This window comes from Symploca atlantica LB2515 (genome assembly GCF_052546295.1).
Window position 1 is genome coordinate 5,628,896 of the sequence record NZ_JBQWMT010000001.1, and the last position, 17,890, is coordinate 5,646,785.

The following is a 17,890-nucleotide window of genomic DNA, read 5'->3' on the forward strand; positions in this document are numbered from 1 at the left end:
GGGCCAGGCTCTTTAACCACTTTTGGAGGGTATAGTTAGAGCTTAGCGAAAAGCTTAGTAGAGGCGGCTAGCGTTGCTATCTTCGGTACTTTACTCACGATGACTAACGCTAATGCCAGCACCACTCACCTAAACAAGTTAAGTCTTATACGCTTATTTGAGAGGGGATCATCCCACAAAAAACCAATCATCCAAGGGAGTAGGGGCATCCTGTTCTCCTTTGAGAGCAGCAATATTCTTTCTTATTTTCACCTGACACAACGACTCTTTTTGATCTTCTCTCTGTTTTGAGAGGTGCATTGACCCTGGCGAAGCAGTGCGCGATATTGAATTGACAGCACAAAGTTTGTGGGATTGAGGAGAACGAGGAGGGTGGGAAAAAGTCTGTGGGGTTAGGTGTTCCTCACTAAATCGATGTTCTAGGCGATAGTAGCAAAATCCTCCATCCTCATTAAGTAAGTTGGTCAAATTAAACGTAAAGTCTTCAGCTTCGGAAGGCTCTAATTCTAATAAGGAATTCATCATTAATGTATTTTTAACCACTTACTTAGCAACTCCGCTAGTCAGCGGGCCAGATGCAATTTTAGCACCAGTTAACTGCTGTAGACGCTGTACAAAAGCTTTGCCCATTGGCCCTGCGGCTACCTGACAGGCGTGCAGCAGCAGTTCAGAGTCTGCGTTTAAAGCTTGTCGCCACTGCTGCAAACAGGTCATTACTCTCTTGTGTGCCAATTCACCCAAACCCAAATGCCGGAAACCGAGTTCTAAGCTACCAGGGTCACCGTGACAGGCAATATGTAAACGAGTAATACCAGTGCGTCCTGCCAATGCCTGAGTTATTTGCTCTACGCTATCGAGTCTGGGATCTAGAACAACGACTTCCGTTTCAGGATTAGCGCTGTTGATTAGGCTTTGGTAACCGTCAAAAGCTGGGTCAATGAAAAGGATTGTGCTGGAAGTAGGCGAGTTGTTCCTAGGTCGGTTGTGCCTTAACTTTCTGCCAGGATTAGTCAATTTCTCAATTGGGTCGGTCTGAGCATCCCTGATTTCTTGCATAGTTGCATATTTACTTCTGGAATGCTCCTGATTTAACTCGACAAAAGTGAAAATTTCGGAGAGTAAATTGCCAAAATAAGGATAATAAATCTAAAAAAAAGGTAAATGTGATTCACAAGACATTTGATTTATGAAAAAAAGTACTGCGGGAGCAAACCTTTAATTACATAATTTGGGATTCAAGCCATATTGGCTATTTCATAAATGACTTGGGAATGCCTTATTTTAAAGGGTTGTGTTGCAAGCAAAGTTTATTTTCGATATGTGTAGTTAATGATATATTGTTAAATAAAAGAGACTAATTTTGCCAAAATTATGATGATTTTTTCAGTTATTAACTAAAAAAAACTTAGTTTTTGGGCTTTAAATACTATAGATATTTGAGAGATTTTCAATAATAAAAACTCCTCGCACCAGCTTTATATAACAAAGTTTTTGATAAACAAGTGACATCTAGCTTTGGATTAAAGTTAAATACAGCTTAAACTATTGTTAAATATATTTTGATGATTTGTCATTAACATTACAGGCTAGTTGTTGACAGTTGAAATGTGAGGAACTTGGGGCTTGTTACATTTTGTTACTTTTTTGTTATGTCCCCAATAGCTATCTATGAAGACTTGATAAATCCCACTTATTGTGTTGCTAATAATTACTGAATTGTCTTATGATGAGGAAAGCTGTAATACGGGTAATACGTTACGTTTTACAGACGCCACCTCACTAGAGAGCTAAAGCAGTAGCTAACAACTACTTTTGCCAGCTTAAGTTCTTCTAAGGGTTGGACACCACCAGGGTTATCTATCTTTTTCCCGCTTCAATTTCATTCTTCCTGAATGTGGTGTTTTCCAGGTAGTCAGTTTATGAGCTTATTTAAATCACAAAGAAACTCCCGTGATCTGCATCACGTTAAATCTCGTTCCTTATCACACCAAGAATTGCAAGACCTTGGCATTAATAATCAACTAGAAAAACTGGCAATTCCTTTAGCTCAAACATGGAAAGATGATCATCCGGATGCTCAACTGGATTCAGAAGAAGATTTAGACAGTTGTATCTTAGCGGTGGCAATTGAAATGTCTGTAGCTGGCGAGGCAGTTGGAGGTCCAGTCGGTGCTGTTATCGCCTCTGGGGGAGGTGTTGCCGCAGCTAGTGTAGTCTGCAGACGAGTGCTTTAGCAGCTTTTCTGACGCTAATTCCTCTATATACCACTAATAATGAATAAACCTGCTTAGCCAAATCTGAGGATTTCGCTAATTTACCATCACGTCGAGGGAAATTTTTCATGACCACTAAGTTTGATCCAGATCCAAAAGGTTATATTCCAAAAATGAATGGACAAGGAAATAACTACCTAAATAGCGAACAGCTAAATAGTTTTGATGGTTACAGCAACTCTCAAGATTATCCAGCTCGTTTACCAGTTGATTTGGTCAAAAAAGAAACTCAGTTTCAGCGGAAGATTTTGCCAACTAGCAGTAATCTGCCTCAGAAATCTGGCGTTCGTTGGTGGCAGGGACTGCGTTTAACGCAAAAAGCCACAGCTATTGCCATTGCCCTTGGCACGATACCAGTGCTATTAACTGGAGTCACTGCCTACAAACTTGCCAACCAATCAATCACAAAACAAGTTTCTCAGACTGAAACATTCTACGCCATTGACATGGCAGACAAAGTCAAACGCTTCATGCGCGATCGCTACGGAGATATTCAGGTACTTTCTAATCTACCGATCCTCACCAGTCCGACGCTAAATGAAGCAACTTCTTTAGCAGAAAAGCAGGCGGTTCTAGACAGTTATATAGAAGCTTTTAACCTCTATGACAATATTGCTGTATTCAATCTTAAGGGCGACTTGATTGCCAAATCCCGAGGAGAAGTTCAGGGCAATCACAGTGATCGAGAGTATTTCCAGGCTGTTATCAAAACCAATCAGCCTTTTATTAGCAATCCGATGATTTCTCAATCTTCTGGAGAACTCTCTATTTACCTGGCTGCACCAGTTAAAGACCAATCTACAGGCGAGACAATTGCTGTAATTCGCTCGCGTCTGCCAGTCAAATCTCTAGAAGAGTTAATTCAAAATTTTGGCAGTGATGGGAAAGAATATTATTTAATCGATGCCTCTAGTGAACAGATTTTCGTAGCGAAAGAAACGGATAAACTCAATCAAAACCCCAAGACAGTTTTCCCTGATTTAGCTCAACTGCGAACAGCAGGGCAGCCAGACAGTTTGGTGACTACTAATCAGATGGACAAACAGCAAGATTTGTTAGCCTACTCACCGTTGGGAAACCTCGAAGGCTTGCCAGAATTGAGGTGGGAAGCCGCAATTGCTAAGCCTACAGCGATCGCTTTTGCAGCGCAAAGACAATTAATTTTGGCCCTAACCCTGGGGACTGGTTTAACAGTATTATTAGTCAGTGTGATTGCAGCCTATCTAGCTAAACGTGGCACCATGCCCTTACTAGCTGCAACTAAGGTGGTCAAACAACTGGGTCAAGGAAAACTTGACGCCCGCCTAAATGTGGTTGGAGAAGACGAAGTCGCCGTCTTGGGTTCTAACATCAACCGCATGGCAGACCAACTAGAGATTCTTATTGAAGAACAACAAGCCTACGTTGAACAAGTGCGGTTATATTCCGACCTTGCCATCTACTCTGCCACGGAAGAAGACCGCGCCTATATCTTCAACCGGGCCGTTGAAGGAGCCAAGAAAAAGTTAGGGGCAGACCGGGTAGTAGTCTATGCCTTTGAACAGGACTTTAGCGGCACGATTATTGCCGAAGCTGTTGAGCCAGGTTGGCCCTTAGCTTTTTCTTACCAAATTAGCGATCCTTGCATCAGCAAAGAACTGATTGAGCAGTACAAAAATGGGCGAGTTGTTCCTACCAATGATGTTCAGGACACTAACTATTCTGCGGAACACATGCGGTTGCTGGAGCAACTGTCAGTCAAAGCTAATTTAGTGGTGCCAATCGTCTCTGGTGAGGACTTACTCGGCTTACTAATTGCCCACCAATGCTCTAGTACTCGTATCTGGCAACAGTCGGAAATAGATTTTCTCAGGAATTTAGCTGCTCAAGTGGGGCTTTCTTTAACTAATCTCAGGTTCATTGCTCAGAAAGAATCTGAAGCTAATCGCGCCCAAAAACTCAATGAGATTATCTCTCGTATCCGGGAATCTTTCCAAGTAGAAGACATCTACAACGCTGCTCTTGCAGGCACTCGTTCCACCCTGAAAACAGACCGAGCAATTGTCTATCTTTTTGATGAAAACTGGCAAGGAACTATTGTTGCTGAATCTGTTGGTCGTGGTTGGTCTGAGTCTCTAGGCACGAATATTGCTGACCCCTGTTTCGCCAATAAATATGTTGAGAAGTATCAAGCAGGTCTAGTGTCAGCCAACGATAACATTTACGAGTCTGGTCTAACTCGGTGTTACCTGAATCAACTCGAACCCTTCCAGGTAAAAGCCAATTTGGTTGCCCCCATTCTGGCCTACGGTAAGTTACATGGTTTACTAGTTACACATCAGTGTTCTACCCCACGCCCCTGGCAAGAATCAGAAATCAGCTTCTTCAAGCAAGTGGCGATTCAAGTTGGCTCTGCTTTAGACCAAGCTCATCTCCTAGAGCAGCAACAAGCAGCACGCCAAGAGGCTGAAGCGGCTTTTGCCGAGCAACGTCTGCAAAAAGAAGCACTGCAACTGCAACTACTAGAACTACTCGATGATGTGGAAGGGGCGGCTAGAGGTGACCTAACCGTCAGAGCGGATGTGACAGTTGGTGAAATTGGCACTGTGGCCGACTTCTTCAATTCCATTATTGAGAGTCTGCGAGAAATTGTGATGCGGGTAAAACAATCGGCAGTTCAGGTCAATACTGCCATTGGGGAAGACGAAGCAGCAATGCATGAACTTTCTGAGGAAGCTCTCAAACAGGTTGAGGAGACGACTCGCACCCTAGATTCAGTGCAAAGAATGACGCTCTCTATCCAAAAAGTGGCCCAGAGTGCGCACCAGGCTGCTGCTGTAGCTAGCACCGCCTCTAGCACTGCTGAAGCTGGTCAAGCGACCATGGATCTCACGGTACAGAATATCTTAAGTTTGCGCACCATGGTTGCTGAGACGGCGAAAAAAGTGAAGCGCTTGGGCGAGTCCTCTCAACAGATTTCCAAGGTAGTCTCGCTAATTAACAAAATTGCCCTGCAAACCAATTTGTTAGCCATCAATGCTGGTATTGAAGCTGCTCGTGCAGGCGAAGAGGGTCAGGGTTTCGCCATAGTGGCAGAGGAAGTAGGTGAACTTGCCGAAAAATCGGCAGCAGCCACTAAAGAAATTGAACAGATTGTCGATAGTATTCAACTCGAAACAGCTCAAGTGGTTGAAGCGATGGAACAAAGTACCACACAGGTGGTTGAGGGAACACATTTAGTTGACCAAACTAAGCAGAGTCTCGGTCAAATCCTTGATGTATCTCGCCACATTGACTTGCTTGTGCAATCAATTTCAGAGGCAACGGTGTCTCAAATACAAACTTCGGAAGAAGTAAGTAGCTTGATGCATGAGATTGCTAACGCCTCAACGCGCACTTCTAATTCTTCTAGCAAGGTTTCTTTCTCTTTAAAAAGAACTGCCGAAATTGCGCGGGAACTTCAAGACTCTGTTGGTACTTTTAACGTTGATACTGAGGCTTAAAATGGTAGCCGGGTGCATCTTATCAACCTAGATTATTGGTTATAGGCTATGGTTAATTGTGTCGCTTCCCTAGTTTTACTACTGATACCCAATCCGCTTTTGTAAACCCCTTTTTGCCCCAGCGACTTTCAGTCAAGGCTAGACAAAAAAGTCCACTTAAGGTGAACTAGATAATCAAGGGTTATTCACCTAGAATTTGCTATCACTAGACAAAATAATGACTAATAACAAAAAAACAATTTGTTAAGCCATAGCAGTCTTCAATAATTAATCATAAAAATGAACTACAGATGGACAATAGGTAAAACAGGTAGTTTCCACAATGCATCTAGGATTGTTATATAAACTAGTTTTATTCGTCTCAATGTTTTGAGTTTCTAGTTTCTTTTAGTCTGACCTCCACTGATAGCTAATGCATATCTTTCTTCACTTTCACGCAGAGCCGCTTTGGTGCGCTGGTGCATGGCAATCTCTGCTTGCAGAAGCGTATTAGTTTGCCAAAGATCAGTGCCTAGTTGTTGTTCTTTCTCTAAGAATAAACTTTCCCTCTGTTTGCGCGCAGTTATATCACGCAGCACTGCCATCCAGTGAGTGTACCAGCCATTTTCATCAACAATCGGTACAATATTTAGCTCAACCCAAAACTCAGAACCGTCTTTGCGGTAGTCAATCAACTCAGCGCACACGGCTTCCCGCTTCATCAGTTTGACTTTAATTTGAGCTAACTGAGTACTGTTTTGAGCATTCTCCTCTAGAATACGCGGCATCTTGCCAATTACCTCTTCTGGAAGGTAGCCAGTCATTTGGGTGAAGCCTTGGTTGACATACACGACTTTCGGCCCCGGTTCGTCAAGTGGCTCAACTTCGGTGATTAAAATACCATCATTGGCACTGAAAAAAGCTGACTCTAGTAAGCGCAGGCGCTCTTGTGACTGTTTACGCTCAGTAGTATCACGGACAAAACTCAGAGAAACTAACCGATTATGGTACTCAATAATCCGTGAGCTGATTTCTACTTGTACTTGTGTGCCATTTTTACGCCGTAGAGCGTGTTCAAAAATGATGCTGCCAGTTGTCTGCATTTGCTGGTTAATCATTTTTTGGCGCTCTTCAGTGATTGGTACATCGATGTCACTGGTTTTTAGCTGGAGAAGTTCTTTGCGGGTATAACCCAGTCTTCTGGAAGCATTCTGGTTGGCGTCTAAAACGCGACTAGTTGACAAGTCAATGATAAAGATGGAGTCGTTAGCGTATTCAAACAAGTGACGATAGTTAGCTTCCGATTCCCTTAAAGATTCTTCTACTTGGTTGCGCTCAGTGATATCTCTAGCCGTGCAAATTACCGCTTCGACGCTACTAACCTCGGCGACAATCGGACTCAGAATGCACTCATAGTCACGGATACCATTAATGGTCGGATAGCTAACTTCAATCGTCAGCGGTCTTTTTGTAGCAAAGACTACCTCACGCTGGTTGTTAATTGGGTCTATCGCTTCGAGTGGTATATTGAGCTGCTGCCATGTCTTACCCAAAATTTGACTCTGCTGCAATCCCAACAACTGAGCAGTCGCCAGGTTGACATAGGTGAACCTTCCCACCCTGTCGAATACCCAAATCGGATCTGGACAGGCTGAGAGTACTTGGTCAAATATTCTCGCTTGTTGCGATATTTTAGCTGTTAGTTCTTGCAATTCTAACTTATCTGGCTCACTGACCTCTCCAGAATCCTGAGCTGCTGCTTGAACAATTTCTGCTTCTAGTTCTTGCTGAAGCACCACTCTAGATGAGGTTGCTCCTTCATCTAGACCAATCGTCTGAGTGCAGAAAGCTTCTCTAGGTAAAAGAGAGTGGGCAATACCTAAAGCTCTCTGGGAGGGAATAACTTGCTCAAGTGATCGGCTAGTCTGACTGCTGAGGTCGGGTGTATTTAGTTTTTCAGTAGCTTTAGTCAGCTGTTCACTAAGAACAGTAACTTTCTTGGTTAACTCATCTAATTCTTGCTGCAGTTCCTGAACCGTAGCTGTGTGGGGTTCGGCATCAGGAAAGCCAAAAGTCTGCTTCAAAGCCTCAACCACTACCGCTGTTCGATCACGACCTGTCGCTTCGGCCCGATGCCGAATCTCCTGAGTCAAATCCTCTGGAAGTCTAAAAGTCGCTATTTTGCTGGCCATTGTTTAATTGATAAAAATTCGCAGCAAGTCATTAGTACCGCTCTCAAGGCTCAACTCCCTAAGATACCTGAAGTTAAGGTTATTAAGTTATAAGAGTAGGGATACCACTCGATCATTACAGATATAACCGTCTGATACCTCAGTGAAATTGCGGTTATCCTCTTTTTTCTGATAAGTCCTCGTACCAGTGGATTAGGTAGACGCTTTTCTCGGTAGTTGGACTCTATAACCTTGACAATCAGAGCAGTATCTGATTATTCCCGATTAGAGGTGAGATGCCTGCTTTGGGGATCGTGATCCTCATGCACACCTCTTGATACCTGTGCCGTTTGCTGAGGGCAAGTAATACAACAGCATCAGGCAGAGTTTATGCACTTCCATTAAGAGAATCGGAAATGAGGCCCGGAGGCTCCCTGACTTGGAATGGAATAGTTCTAGTATATACGTATATTTTCATTAATTACAAGTATATTATACCTGTATTACTAAGTACCCGATTTTCCCAACTGATGACCGATTTAAGAAGAATGAAACCGATTCAGTTTGATTCGTAAAATGGCTCGGTTTGCTATTTAATCTGCAAGATAAATCTTCAAAGGCTATATTTTGCAGGTTTTTTTGCAAAAACTTTAAAATCAACTTCAGTTGATTTAGGATTGACTCTCTTAATACAGATCCTCCTAAAAGCCCGTAAATAATATAGTCAAGTCATGACAAATCAGTGGATAAAAATTACAGAGCAATGTATATTTTTTTACTTTTAAGTAGTCAAGATCACTTATTCCTTACTAAGGCTAGCAGTACTGGTACTTCCTAATAGAAAACATCGGCACTATCTCGATCAGGCATCAGCAGTAAAGCCACGCTGAACTCACCCAATTGCAAGAAAAAACGCCCGGAGGGGCGCTTAGTCAGGGTGCATCTACTAGACCTCAGTCTAGAATGATGAGGGGTTTAACCCCCTGCTCAATTTATAAAAGTTAACAAAATCCCCCAGCATCGACTGCTCAGGGTATTACAACTGTAGTTTTTTGAAACTCAAACCCGATTATCCTACTAAGTAACCGTACAATTCTTAGCTGCCTTAAGTTACATAGGTGGCAATTCCAGAGGAATCGCGCCCAGTAAGCCCTTGCGAAAATCATTTAACAGTTGTCGAGCAGTGCGCTCGACATCTCCTTGATGACGATAAGCAGCCAAAGCTTGCAGGTATTCTTCTGCTGTCAAGGAAGCTGGAGCAAGCTCGTAGCGACTCTCTAGAGGAGATTTCGGTAGTAAATCAAAATCAGCCGTGGACTCCAAATCTTGAAGTAATTCAATCAAGGTGGTGGCTACCCGCTGATTGTCGTAAGACGCCTCACCGATGTCATCACAGATAGCTAACTTGAGAGCTTTCCGCTGATTGGCTAATTGGGCTGGCATCACACCAGGGGCATCTAGTAATTCGATTTGGTCAGAGATACGTACCCAACGCAATTGGCGCGTCACACCCGCACGACGGGCACTCTCTACGACACGTCGCCCTAAGAGTCGGTTAATCAGGGCTGATTTACCAACATTGGGGAACCCGATAACCACCGCTCGCACTGGACGAGGCCGCATACCGCGACCGCTGCGACGCTGATTCATTGCTACCCCAGCCTCCTGCGCCGCCTGCGTTAGCTGGCGAATACCTTTACCCTGTTGGGCATTAGTAAAGTAGGGTGTCTCACCCTGCTCTTGAAACCACAACTCCCACAGTTGCCTAACTGCCGAGTTAACCATATCCATACGGTTGATTACCAAAATCCGGGCTTTGCTCCCTGTCCATTGAGCCATTTGAGGATGATTTGTAGACAGAGGAATCCGAGCATCTCGCACCTCCAGCACAACATCCACTCGCTTAAGTTGCTCTTTGAGTTCGCGCTCTGCTTTGGCAATATGGCCCGGATACCACTGAATTATCATTTTCTCAGAGTTGTAACTTCAACTCCCTAAGGAACAACCAAAACTGGGCAAGGAGATAAATTAATTACCCGATTGGTAACACTCTCGGCTGCGCCTTCCTCGGTAAGACCGAGTCCCCGACAGCCCATCACAATTAAATCGGCTTCGATTTCGTCAGCAACATCACAAATAATAAAGGATGGTTTTCCTTCACGAGTCAAAGTTTCAGCCGGGATACCTTGCTGGGCAAACATTGCTTGGGCATTTTTGAGCAGCTTTGCTATTGCCTCCGGTGAGTTGATCACTTCGGTAGTTGGGACTCCTGCTTCCGGTAGAGGTTCTTCTAGCACTGAGAGCAGTACTAAGCGGCTACCATACTTTTGCACAACATCAGCGGCAACAGTTGCCGCTTCAAGGGCTTCTCGGCTTTCGTTAACGGGAAATAAAATTGTATTGAACATCGCACGCACCTCCGGGACACGTACTCCGGTAAAATGTGGACGGGCTCGAGTATGAATCACTTTTACTTATCAAGAGATTCAGGCTGTGTCTATTTGCATCTCAAGGGCAACCTTTAAGCAATAACATAGCGCTTGCTGCTGATTAGAGCGCAGAGCATCAGATAGAGGCAATTAGGAGATCATTAACTGTGTCCAAAAGAACTGTAGCAGATTTATCTGAGTCAGATTTAGCCGGGAAAAGGGTATTAGTGCGAGCTGATCTTAACGTACCCCTAGATGATAGCGGCACAATCACCGATGATACCCGCATCCGTGCAGCTTTACCCACTGTCCAAGATTTGATCAAAAAAGGTGCCAAAGTGGTGATGTGCAGCCACCTGGGACGTCCCAAAGGACAAGTGAAGGAGAGCCTGCGCCTGACTCCTGTCGCTAATCGCCTCTCAGAACTCCTGGGTCAAACAGTTGTCAAATGTGACGATTGCATTGGTGAGGCAGTTGGTGCCAAGATTGCTGCTATGGACAATGGTCAGGTGGCTCTGTTGGAAAATCTCCGCTTCCATCCTGGCGAAGAAAAGAATGACCCAGAATTTACCAAACAACTGGCAGCATTGGCAGATGTTTATGTCAACGACGCCTTTGGTACAGCACACCGCGCCCACGCTTCCACTGAAGGGGTCACCCATTACCTGAAACCTTCCGTAGCGGGGTATTTGATTGAAAAAGAACTAGAGTACCTACAAAATGCTATTGAAAATCCCCAAAAGCCTCTGGCAGCGATTATTGGTGGTTCCAAGGTTTCTAGTAAGATTGGTGTCATTGAAACCCTGCTAGACAAGGTAGATAAGCTGCTCATTGGCGGCGGCATGATTTTTACCTTCTACAAAGCCCGTGGCTTGAGTGTGGGTAAGTCCCTCGTAGAAGAGGACAAGCTAGAGTTGGCTAAGTCCTTGGAAGCTAAGGCAAAAGAACTAGGCGTTGACTTATTGTTGCCCACAGATGTTATTTTGGCAGATAATTTTTCTGCTGACGCTAACGCTCAAACCGTCAGTGTTGAATCAATCCCCGATGGCTGGATGGGTTTGGATATTGGCCCGGATTCAGTCAAGGTGTTCCAAGATGCTTTGGCTGATTGCCAGACAGTAATCTGGAATGGACCGATGGGTGTGTTTGAATTTGACCAGTTTGCTAAAGGTACAGAAGCTATTGCCCATACCATGGCGGAACTCACCAAAAAAGGTGCAACCACAATCATTGGCGGTGGTGATTCAGTAGCAGCGGTGGAAAAAGTCGGTGTTGCTGACCAAATGAGCCATATCTCTACTGGTGGTGGTGCAAGCCTGGAGTTACTCGAAGGTAAAGAACTGCCAGGAATCACAGCCCTAGACGATGCTTAATTGAGCAAATTGCCATTTTAGCGGTCAAGAGAAGCCTCTATCGTCTTAGGTCAAGGAGGAATTGCAGCTCTTGGCCGCTAAAGGAAGATAGAAAATTGAGATGTACACACTAGAATCTAGCTGATAATCTCAATTTTCTATTGGCGAATTCTCCCCCATCTTTCCCCTGGGGGAGAGGATCAAATAGCTAATCTGCCTTATTAAGCAACGATTCACCGCTAGTTGAGATATAAATCAGACTGCAACTCTAAATCCAGATCCGTTTCTGGGTTAACCACAACTACTTCTACTTCTTCTTTTCCTCTTAAAAGCAATTCCGCCAGTACCCCAGCTCCCGCGCCAGCCAAAACTTCTCCTAGGTCAATGCCGCCAAATATTTCGGCAATAACAGCTCCAGCCGCACCGCCAATAACGGCACCCCTGAGGATATCTGGATTAGTTTTTTCATTGATGATCTCTGTATCGGTAATCACCTCTGAACTGGCATCAACTGGTATAGGAGTATCACTATTTTTGAGCACCAAATCTTGGGCAACAAATTGAGTACCACCGAATGCTGGTCGCAGTTCACCTTCAATTTTACTACCCGCCCGAATCAGGATTGTTCCCGCTGATGAGCGAATGTCTTGTGCTACTGTCACTGTTATCGGCGCTGTTTCTTCGGGCGTGACGATAATTTTCTCCCCCTCCTCGTATCTAACAGGAATCAGTGTTCCCGCCGGAATTAGGATCCGAGTTGAACCGGGGAAGGCTTGCCCAACAGTGTAGTGTGGAGAACTTGCCATCACCTGCCCAGCGCTCAAAATTGGCAGAGCAAGCGTTGAAGTTATTCCTAGGGCGACAAGTAAGGCGGTTCTGGACTGCCAGCGATGGGAACTCAGCATAAAAATTACACCCTCAGCAGATAAACTTTATTAATTAATCAGACTTAGCCATAGTGGAAATGTTCCTTAAGGCAATTTTTACTTAATAGTAAGAAGCACAATTATTGTCAATAATATCTTCTATTTCCCATTTTCCATCCCTTCTTTAGAGACTTGGTAAACTAAGTAGGATCCAAATAGTAATCTGTGGCCGACCTACCTAGCTGGTTGGAGTCGGGAGTATCTCACCAAGAGGGTATGGTTGTGTTTGAATCGGGACAATTACTTCTCAATCGCTACCAACTGCAACAACAATTAGGAAACACCCCTTGGCGTCAAACCTGGCTAGCGTTTGACCAGAAAGCCAAACCCTCTTGTGAGGCAGTCATTGTCAAGCTACTTGCCTTTACTCCTCAAATCCAGTGGTACGACATCAAGCTTTTTGAGCGCGAAGCCCAAATCCTTAAAAATCTCAACCATCCCCGAATTCCTCAGTATCGCGATGCGTTTTCCTTAGATAAGCAAACTGGCGCTGGTTTATATTGGTTGGGCTTGGTACATCACTACATTGCTGGTTCCTCTTTGCAGTGGCTACTTAATCAAGGTCAACACTTTACACAGCAAGAGGTGCGCAGTTTTGCCACTCAGTTATTAGAGATTCTGATTTATCTGCACGAGTTAAGTCCCCCGGTACTGCACCGTGACCTCAAGCCGAGTAACATGATCTTGGCAGACGATGGACAGGTGCATTTAGTAGATTTTGGCGCAGTGCAGGATTGCGCAGCAGCAGAAGGCGTAACCTTCACAGTGGTGGGAAGTAGTGGCTATGCGCCATTAGAGCAGTTTTGGGGACGAGCAGTACCAGCCTCTGATCTTTACGCCCTAGGAGCAACCCTAATTCATTTATTGACTGGCACTTCCCCTGCCGACTTGCCACAACATCAGATGCGGATTCAATTTACCGAACACCTCAGCCTAAACCCCCATTTGGTGAAATGGATTGAAAAACTGACCAATCCTGACGTTGAAGAGCGATTTCCTACAGCGCGGCAAGCACTGGAAACCCTCAATAGCAGTAGTGTTTCATCTCAAGAAGCGCTAGCAAAAATTCCTCAGCCCCCTGGCAGTAGCGTGGAGTTATCCTCATCTCCACAGCAGTTAATTATTAATCTACCTCGAACCAGGCGGTCTTTGCCTGATTATTTAGCTTTAAGCACTAGAGGACTACTACTCACTGCCCTCAACTTAGTACTCACCTTAATCTTTGGAGTGGGGCTGATTTGGGGATTTCGCGAAGTTAATCTGGTGATCTTGATTTTTGCTTTGTCAGGGTTAGCTGTAGTAGGAAACGGGGCGCAAAAGCTTATTTTGTCAGGCTTCATTGCTCTAGGACCAAATCGTCTCCGTTTTCGTAAAGACTCATTTACCTTGGAGTGGCGATTTTTCAAATATTGTTATTATCGACAAAAGGGTCACCCTACAGATATTCAAGACGTTTTTCAAAAAGCTATTAGCACTACACCTAACACATTAGATCCTCTCAAAAATGGGTCAAAGCAAGATATGGTAGCTATCCAAACTCACAAAGAGCAATACTCTTTTGGGGTAGGACTAAGCAATCTTGAGTGTCGGTGGTTGGTTAACGAAATTAAAGCTTGGTTAAGCCGTCAATGAATTCTGGCTAAATTAGATACATGAGCCGCTTAAGGAATCTAGGGCCAGATGCTGCAAGCAGGACAGATATTAAACGAACACTACCAGCTCAAGCAAAAACTGGGACATCATGCAGGACGTCAAACCTGGCTAGCTGAAGATACGGAAGTATCACCAGCCCAGTTAGTAATTGTCAAACTGCTGGCATTTGGTGGTGAGGTACAGTGGGATGATTTAAGACTATTTGAACGGGAAGCGCAGATCCTCAAACAACTCAATCATCCCCGAATTCCCAAGTATCGCGACTATTTTCATATTGATGAAAGTTCACTCTGGTTTGGTCTGGTGCAGGAGTATATTCCTGGGGTTTCACTCAAAGAACAATTACTTCAAGGCAAGCGATTTACTCAAAAGCAAATTCGCCAAATTGCTGTGGAGATTTTAAATATTTTAGAGTTTCTCCATCAATTGAATCCTACAGTCCTACATCGCGATATTAAGCCCAGCAATTTGATTTGGGGCGAAGATCAAAAGATTTATTTAGTAGATTTCGGAGCAGTGCAAAACCGGGCGGCACAAGAAGGCACAACCTTCACGGTGGTGGGAACCTATGGTTATGCCCCCATGGAACAGTTTGGTGGCAGAGCTCTACCAGCATCAGACCTTTATGCCTTAGGTGCTACCTTAATTCATTTGCTGACAGGTACTGCACCAGGTGACCTACCGCAACAAAATTTGCGGATTTGCTTTAAAGAGCGAGTAAATCTCACTCCTGACCTGATTAGCTGGCTTCAAAAGCTAACGGAACCTGCCCCAGAGCAAAGATTTAAGAATGCTCATCAGGCTCTGTTGGCTTTGGAGTCAGGGATGGGACTCAGCCACACTAAAGCCAGCCACATAATCAGACCAACACCAGCCGCCTTTATTAACAACTCAGGGCAGGGTGGTGTCTTTAATGATCAAGTGCCAGTACCGGAGGAAATCAAAGGTTGGAATTGGGGAGCTTTTTTCATACCTTACTTCTGGCTTTTTACTAACAAAGTTTGGATTGGATTAATAGTTTTCGTGCCTCAAGTTGGTCAAATCATGGCTTTTGTGCTGGGTGCCAAGGGCAATGAATGGGCTTGGAAAAGTAGAAAATGGCGCAGCGTCGAACATTTCAAAGCCCATCAAAGAGGCTGGGCAATTGCTGGACTAATTGGGATGCCACTTGCTTTGATACATCTAGCTTTACTAGTGACATTTCTCCTCAAGCTGTAAAAACTCAGGACGAGATAACTTTTTCAACGGACAGCCGATTCAGTAGTCCCTTGCGCCGCAGTCGTCACTAAACTGACCAGCGGGCCATTTTGCTCAGTGCCATTCACCGCTAATTCACTGTGGCAGAGGTAGACTCGCTGATCAACACGACCCAATAAATCACGCAAAATCCGCTGTAGTCGTTCTTCATCAGCACGGATTTTATCTTCTTCTGTCAAAGGGCGTCCTGACCATTCTTTGAGAAATAAGGGAGCAGCGAAGAGGCTAGCAGCACCACCGAGACTCCACAACTGGGAACCAGCATCCAGCCAGAAGTGCCAATGATGGAAGCTTTTAGCCGCACGGTATTGAAAGACTGTTGCCAGAGTCACGGCATTTCCTTGAGCTGTCATTAACCGACAGGCGGGGTAGGGATTGGCGGTAACCGTGCCACAACGTAGCAGCTGAATAAATCGGGCAATAGTTTGGCTTGCCTGTTGCCGGTTAGTAGCTTCCAGGTTAGTTTGAGTGAAATCTTCGATATTCAACCTACTCACCGTTGATTCTTGACGCAAGCGTCCCTCTACTTCCCAGAAGTGTTGAGCCGTTTCCATCAGTTCCCGCAGCGCTGCCAACTGGTCGTAGGGAAGATTGCTACCATTACACAAAAACTTTTGAATGGCTCGGTCGAGAAGGGCAAGGACAGAGGGAATCAAACGCTGTTGGTGTTGCTGGCGCTGTATCTCCAGCCACTGCAAAATTTCTGAGTAAGCAGCTACCGCGCGATGCCCTAGACGATCCCAGCGCCCAAAGGATGCCACTGGTAGTAAACTAGGTTGTTCCAGGTCGGGGGAATAGCAGTGGTCTGCCAATAAACCAGCACGGACAGGGTCAATGCGGGGAGTAGGAGGTGAAGAGTTTTTTGGGTTGCTGGCTAAAGTGTCTGGTTCTCGACTGAGAACTACTAGCATTTCAGCGATCGCATCTCTGTCTACTAAGCGCCCCAACCCAGGATATACCAGCGCTAGCAATGTGAGCAAGGCTCTAATCGTCATCGAGCTAATTAGGGGTCGTTGTTCGTTAAGGGGTTCTATAGGTATGTTTTGGCGACTCAAAAGATCTCTGAGGGTGTAACGAGCAATGGCATCTAAACCAGGAGCAATGATGGCAATTTCCCGTGGCTGTACTTGCCCAGATTTGACTGCTTTAGTAATCACCTCAGCTATCTGCGGCAATATTTGGGCACGGGAGGTAGTTTGCATCGAGACTACGGATTCTGGCAAGGTAAGGGCAAAGGTAGGTTCTTTGATAAATTCCCCCACAACTTCTCCCCAATCATCAGCCAACGAAGCAGTTGTTGAGTTGGTTAAGGTTTCTACCTGACAGCGTGCTGCTATACCTGCCAAATATTCGGGATCACCATTAAGACCCAAGCGCACTTTTCCTTGAGGATTGTAGGTAAAGGCTCCCACTGCACCTTGATCTAAGAGAACTTCAAATAAGTCCCTGGCGATTGCGGGGTAATCATCCACATCATCTGCTAGCAATCCTTGGTAACGACTACGCAAATGCTGCTGATAAGTTGGGTCTGGTAGAAGGTAACGCCAATAAAGCTCGCAAATAATACCGTAAGTTAATAATCCCTTATCTAGGCACCAGTGTCTCCAGTCAAGGAGTAGCTGCCCAATTAAGCCCCAAAGTTCGGGCTGACAATGGAAAGCTTCCTGCTGCAGTAGGCCTTCTTCAAGCATGCTGGGGATATCTTCAATCGGGGTTCCACTTACGCCAGCCAACTGTAACAGGTCAAGGAGTCGGCGAATTCTTTGCTCCTCGTTTGTGCCTAGGAATTGTACACTAAGTTTGTCTAGTTCGGAGCGCCACAGTTGTTTTGCCAAATCCTGCTCAGTTTCTGGGTGCAACCTGAGAGGAAATTGTGCTTTGAGATGTAACTGCTCAATTAACAGCGGCCAAAATAGAATTACTTCATCTTGAAAGAAGCCTAGAGGTGTCTTAGAAAAAATGGGATACTTCCCTTGTATCGCCGTCGTCAGTCGTTTGGCTAAATCACGTCGATTATCATCATTAGCCGCAAAAACTAAAATCGCTGGGGCTTGTTTAAGATTAACCCTGAACCGGAGCTGAGCAACTGCATCCTGTTTCTTGAGAGCGCTGTGGTAAAGGCTGCTTCGCTCTATTGAACTTGAACTGGCAGCTTGGTTAGAAAAGCCTAATTCTCCTCCAACCCACTGACAGAATTGACTAATCAGGCGAGTTGTTTTACCGCTGCGGGTGTTCCCTGTTACCCAGATTGAACTATCAAACACGAATTCTTTTTTCGTAAATTTGTTAATATACCACGTACACTGGACTTTAAGCTTCTGGTATTAGTCTATACCAGATAAAGCCGGAATACATTCTGTTGTGAAAT

12 protein-coding genes are annotated in these 17,890 nt (G+C 44.8%); 5 read left to right on the forward strand and 7 right to left on the reverse strand.

What is annotated here, in order from left to right; all coding sequences use genetic code 11:
- Window positions 1-168: 168 nt before the first annotated feature.
- Window positions 169-525, reverse strand: a complete 357-nt coding sequence (locus tag ACT7WV_RS23370; RefSeq protein ID WP_445105177.1) for a hypothetical protein — start codon at window positions 523-525, stop codon at window positions 169-171.
- 18 nt (window positions 526-543) lie between these two features.
- Complete coding sequence (locus ACT7WV_RS23375; protein ID WP_445105178.1) at window positions 544-1,056, reverse strand: DUF4347 domain-containing protein; 513 nt, start codon at window positions 1,054-1,056, stop codon at window positions 544-546.
- An 863-nt stretch (window positions 1,057-1,919) separates the two neighbouring features.
- On the opposite strand from ACT7WV_RS23375, the gene ACT7WV_RS23380 reads away from it, so the two are divergent.
- Complete coding sequence (locus ACT7WV_RS23380) at window positions 1,920-2,234, forward strand: hypothetical protein (RefSeq protein ID WP_445105179.1); 315 nt, start codon at window positions 1,920-1,922, stop codon at window positions 2,232-2,234.
- A gap of 107 nt (window positions 2,235-2,341) precedes the next feature.
- Entirely contained in the window at window positions 2,342-5,755 is a 3,414-nt protein-coding gene (locus tag ACT7WV_RS23385) for a methyl-accepting chemotaxis protein (protein WP_445105180.1), read from the forward strand.
- 377 nt (window positions 5,756-6,132) lie between these two features.
- Here ACT7WV_RS23385 and ACT7WV_RS23390 read toward each other — a convergent pair whose 3' ends face one another.
- The 3 genes from ACT7WV_RS23390 to ACT7WV_RS23400 form a co-directional block, all read right to left on the reverse strand.
- Window positions 6,133-7,926 (reverse strand): PAS domain S-box protein, encoded by a 1,794-nt coding sequence (locus ACT7WV_RS23390; protein WP_445105181.1) that lies wholly within the window; start codon window positions 7,924-7,926, stop codon window positions 6,133-6,135.
- Window positions 7,927-9,015: 1,089 nt separating this feature from the next.
- A complete protein-coding gene (ylqF, locus tag ACT7WV_RS23395; protein ID WP_445105182.1) occupies window positions 9,016-9,873 on the reverse strand; it encodes a ribosome biogenesis GTPase YlqF in 858 nt (285 codons plus the stop codon).
- Window positions 9,874-9,899: 26 nt separating this feature from the next.
- The gene (locus ACT7WV_RS23400; protein WP_445105723.1) at window positions 9,900-10,313 is read right to left on the reverse strand and encodes a universal stress protein; all 414 of its coding nucleotides are present in this window, start codon (window positions 10,311-10,313) and stop codon (window positions 9,900-9,902) included.
- Window positions 10,314-10,501: 188 nt separating this feature from the next.
- On the opposite strand from ACT7WV_RS23400, the gene ACT7WV_RS23405 reads away from it, so the two are divergent.
- A complete protein-coding gene (locus tag ACT7WV_RS23405) occupies window positions 10,502-11,707 on the forward strand; it encodes a phosphoglycerate kinase (RefSeq protein WP_445105183.1) in 1,206 nt (401 codons plus the stop codon).
- Window positions 11,708-11,925: 218 nt separating this feature from the next.
- Here ACT7WV_RS23405 and ACT7WV_RS23410 read toward each other — a convergent pair whose 3' ends face one another.
- A complete protein-coding gene (locus tag ACT7WV_RS23410; protein WP_445105184.1) occupies window positions 11,926-12,591 on the reverse strand; it encodes a TraB/TrbI/VirB10 family type IV secretion system protein in 666 nt (221 codons plus the stop codon).
- Window positions 12,592-12,777: 186 nt separating this feature from the next.
- On the opposite strand from ACT7WV_RS23410, the gene ACT7WV_RS23415 reads away from it, so the two are divergent.
- Both ACT7WV_RS23415 and ACT7WV_RS23420 read left to right on the forward strand, forming a co-directional pair.
- Window positions 12,778-14,244, forward strand: coding sequence for a serine/threonine protein kinase (locus tag ACT7WV_RS23415; RefSeq protein WP_445105185.1), 1,467 nt, complete (start codon window positions 12,778-12,780; stop codon window positions 14,242-14,244).
- Between the two features lie 48 nt (window positions 14,245-14,292).
- A complete protein-coding gene (locus tag ACT7WV_RS23420) occupies window positions 14,293-15,483 on the forward strand; it encodes a serine/threonine protein kinase (RefSeq protein ID WP_445105186.1) in 1,191 nt (396 codons plus the stop codon).
- A gap of 23 nt (window positions 15,484-15,506) precedes the next feature.
- On the opposite strand, the gene ACT7WV_RS23425 is transcribed toward ACT7WV_RS23420, so the two are convergent.
- A complete protein-coding gene (locus tag ACT7WV_RS23425) occupies window positions 15,507-17,786 on the reverse strand; it encodes a recombinase family protein (RefSeq protein WP_445105187.1) in 2,280 nt (759 codons plus the stop codon).
- Between the last annotated feature and the right edge of the window lie 104 nt (window positions 17,787-17,890).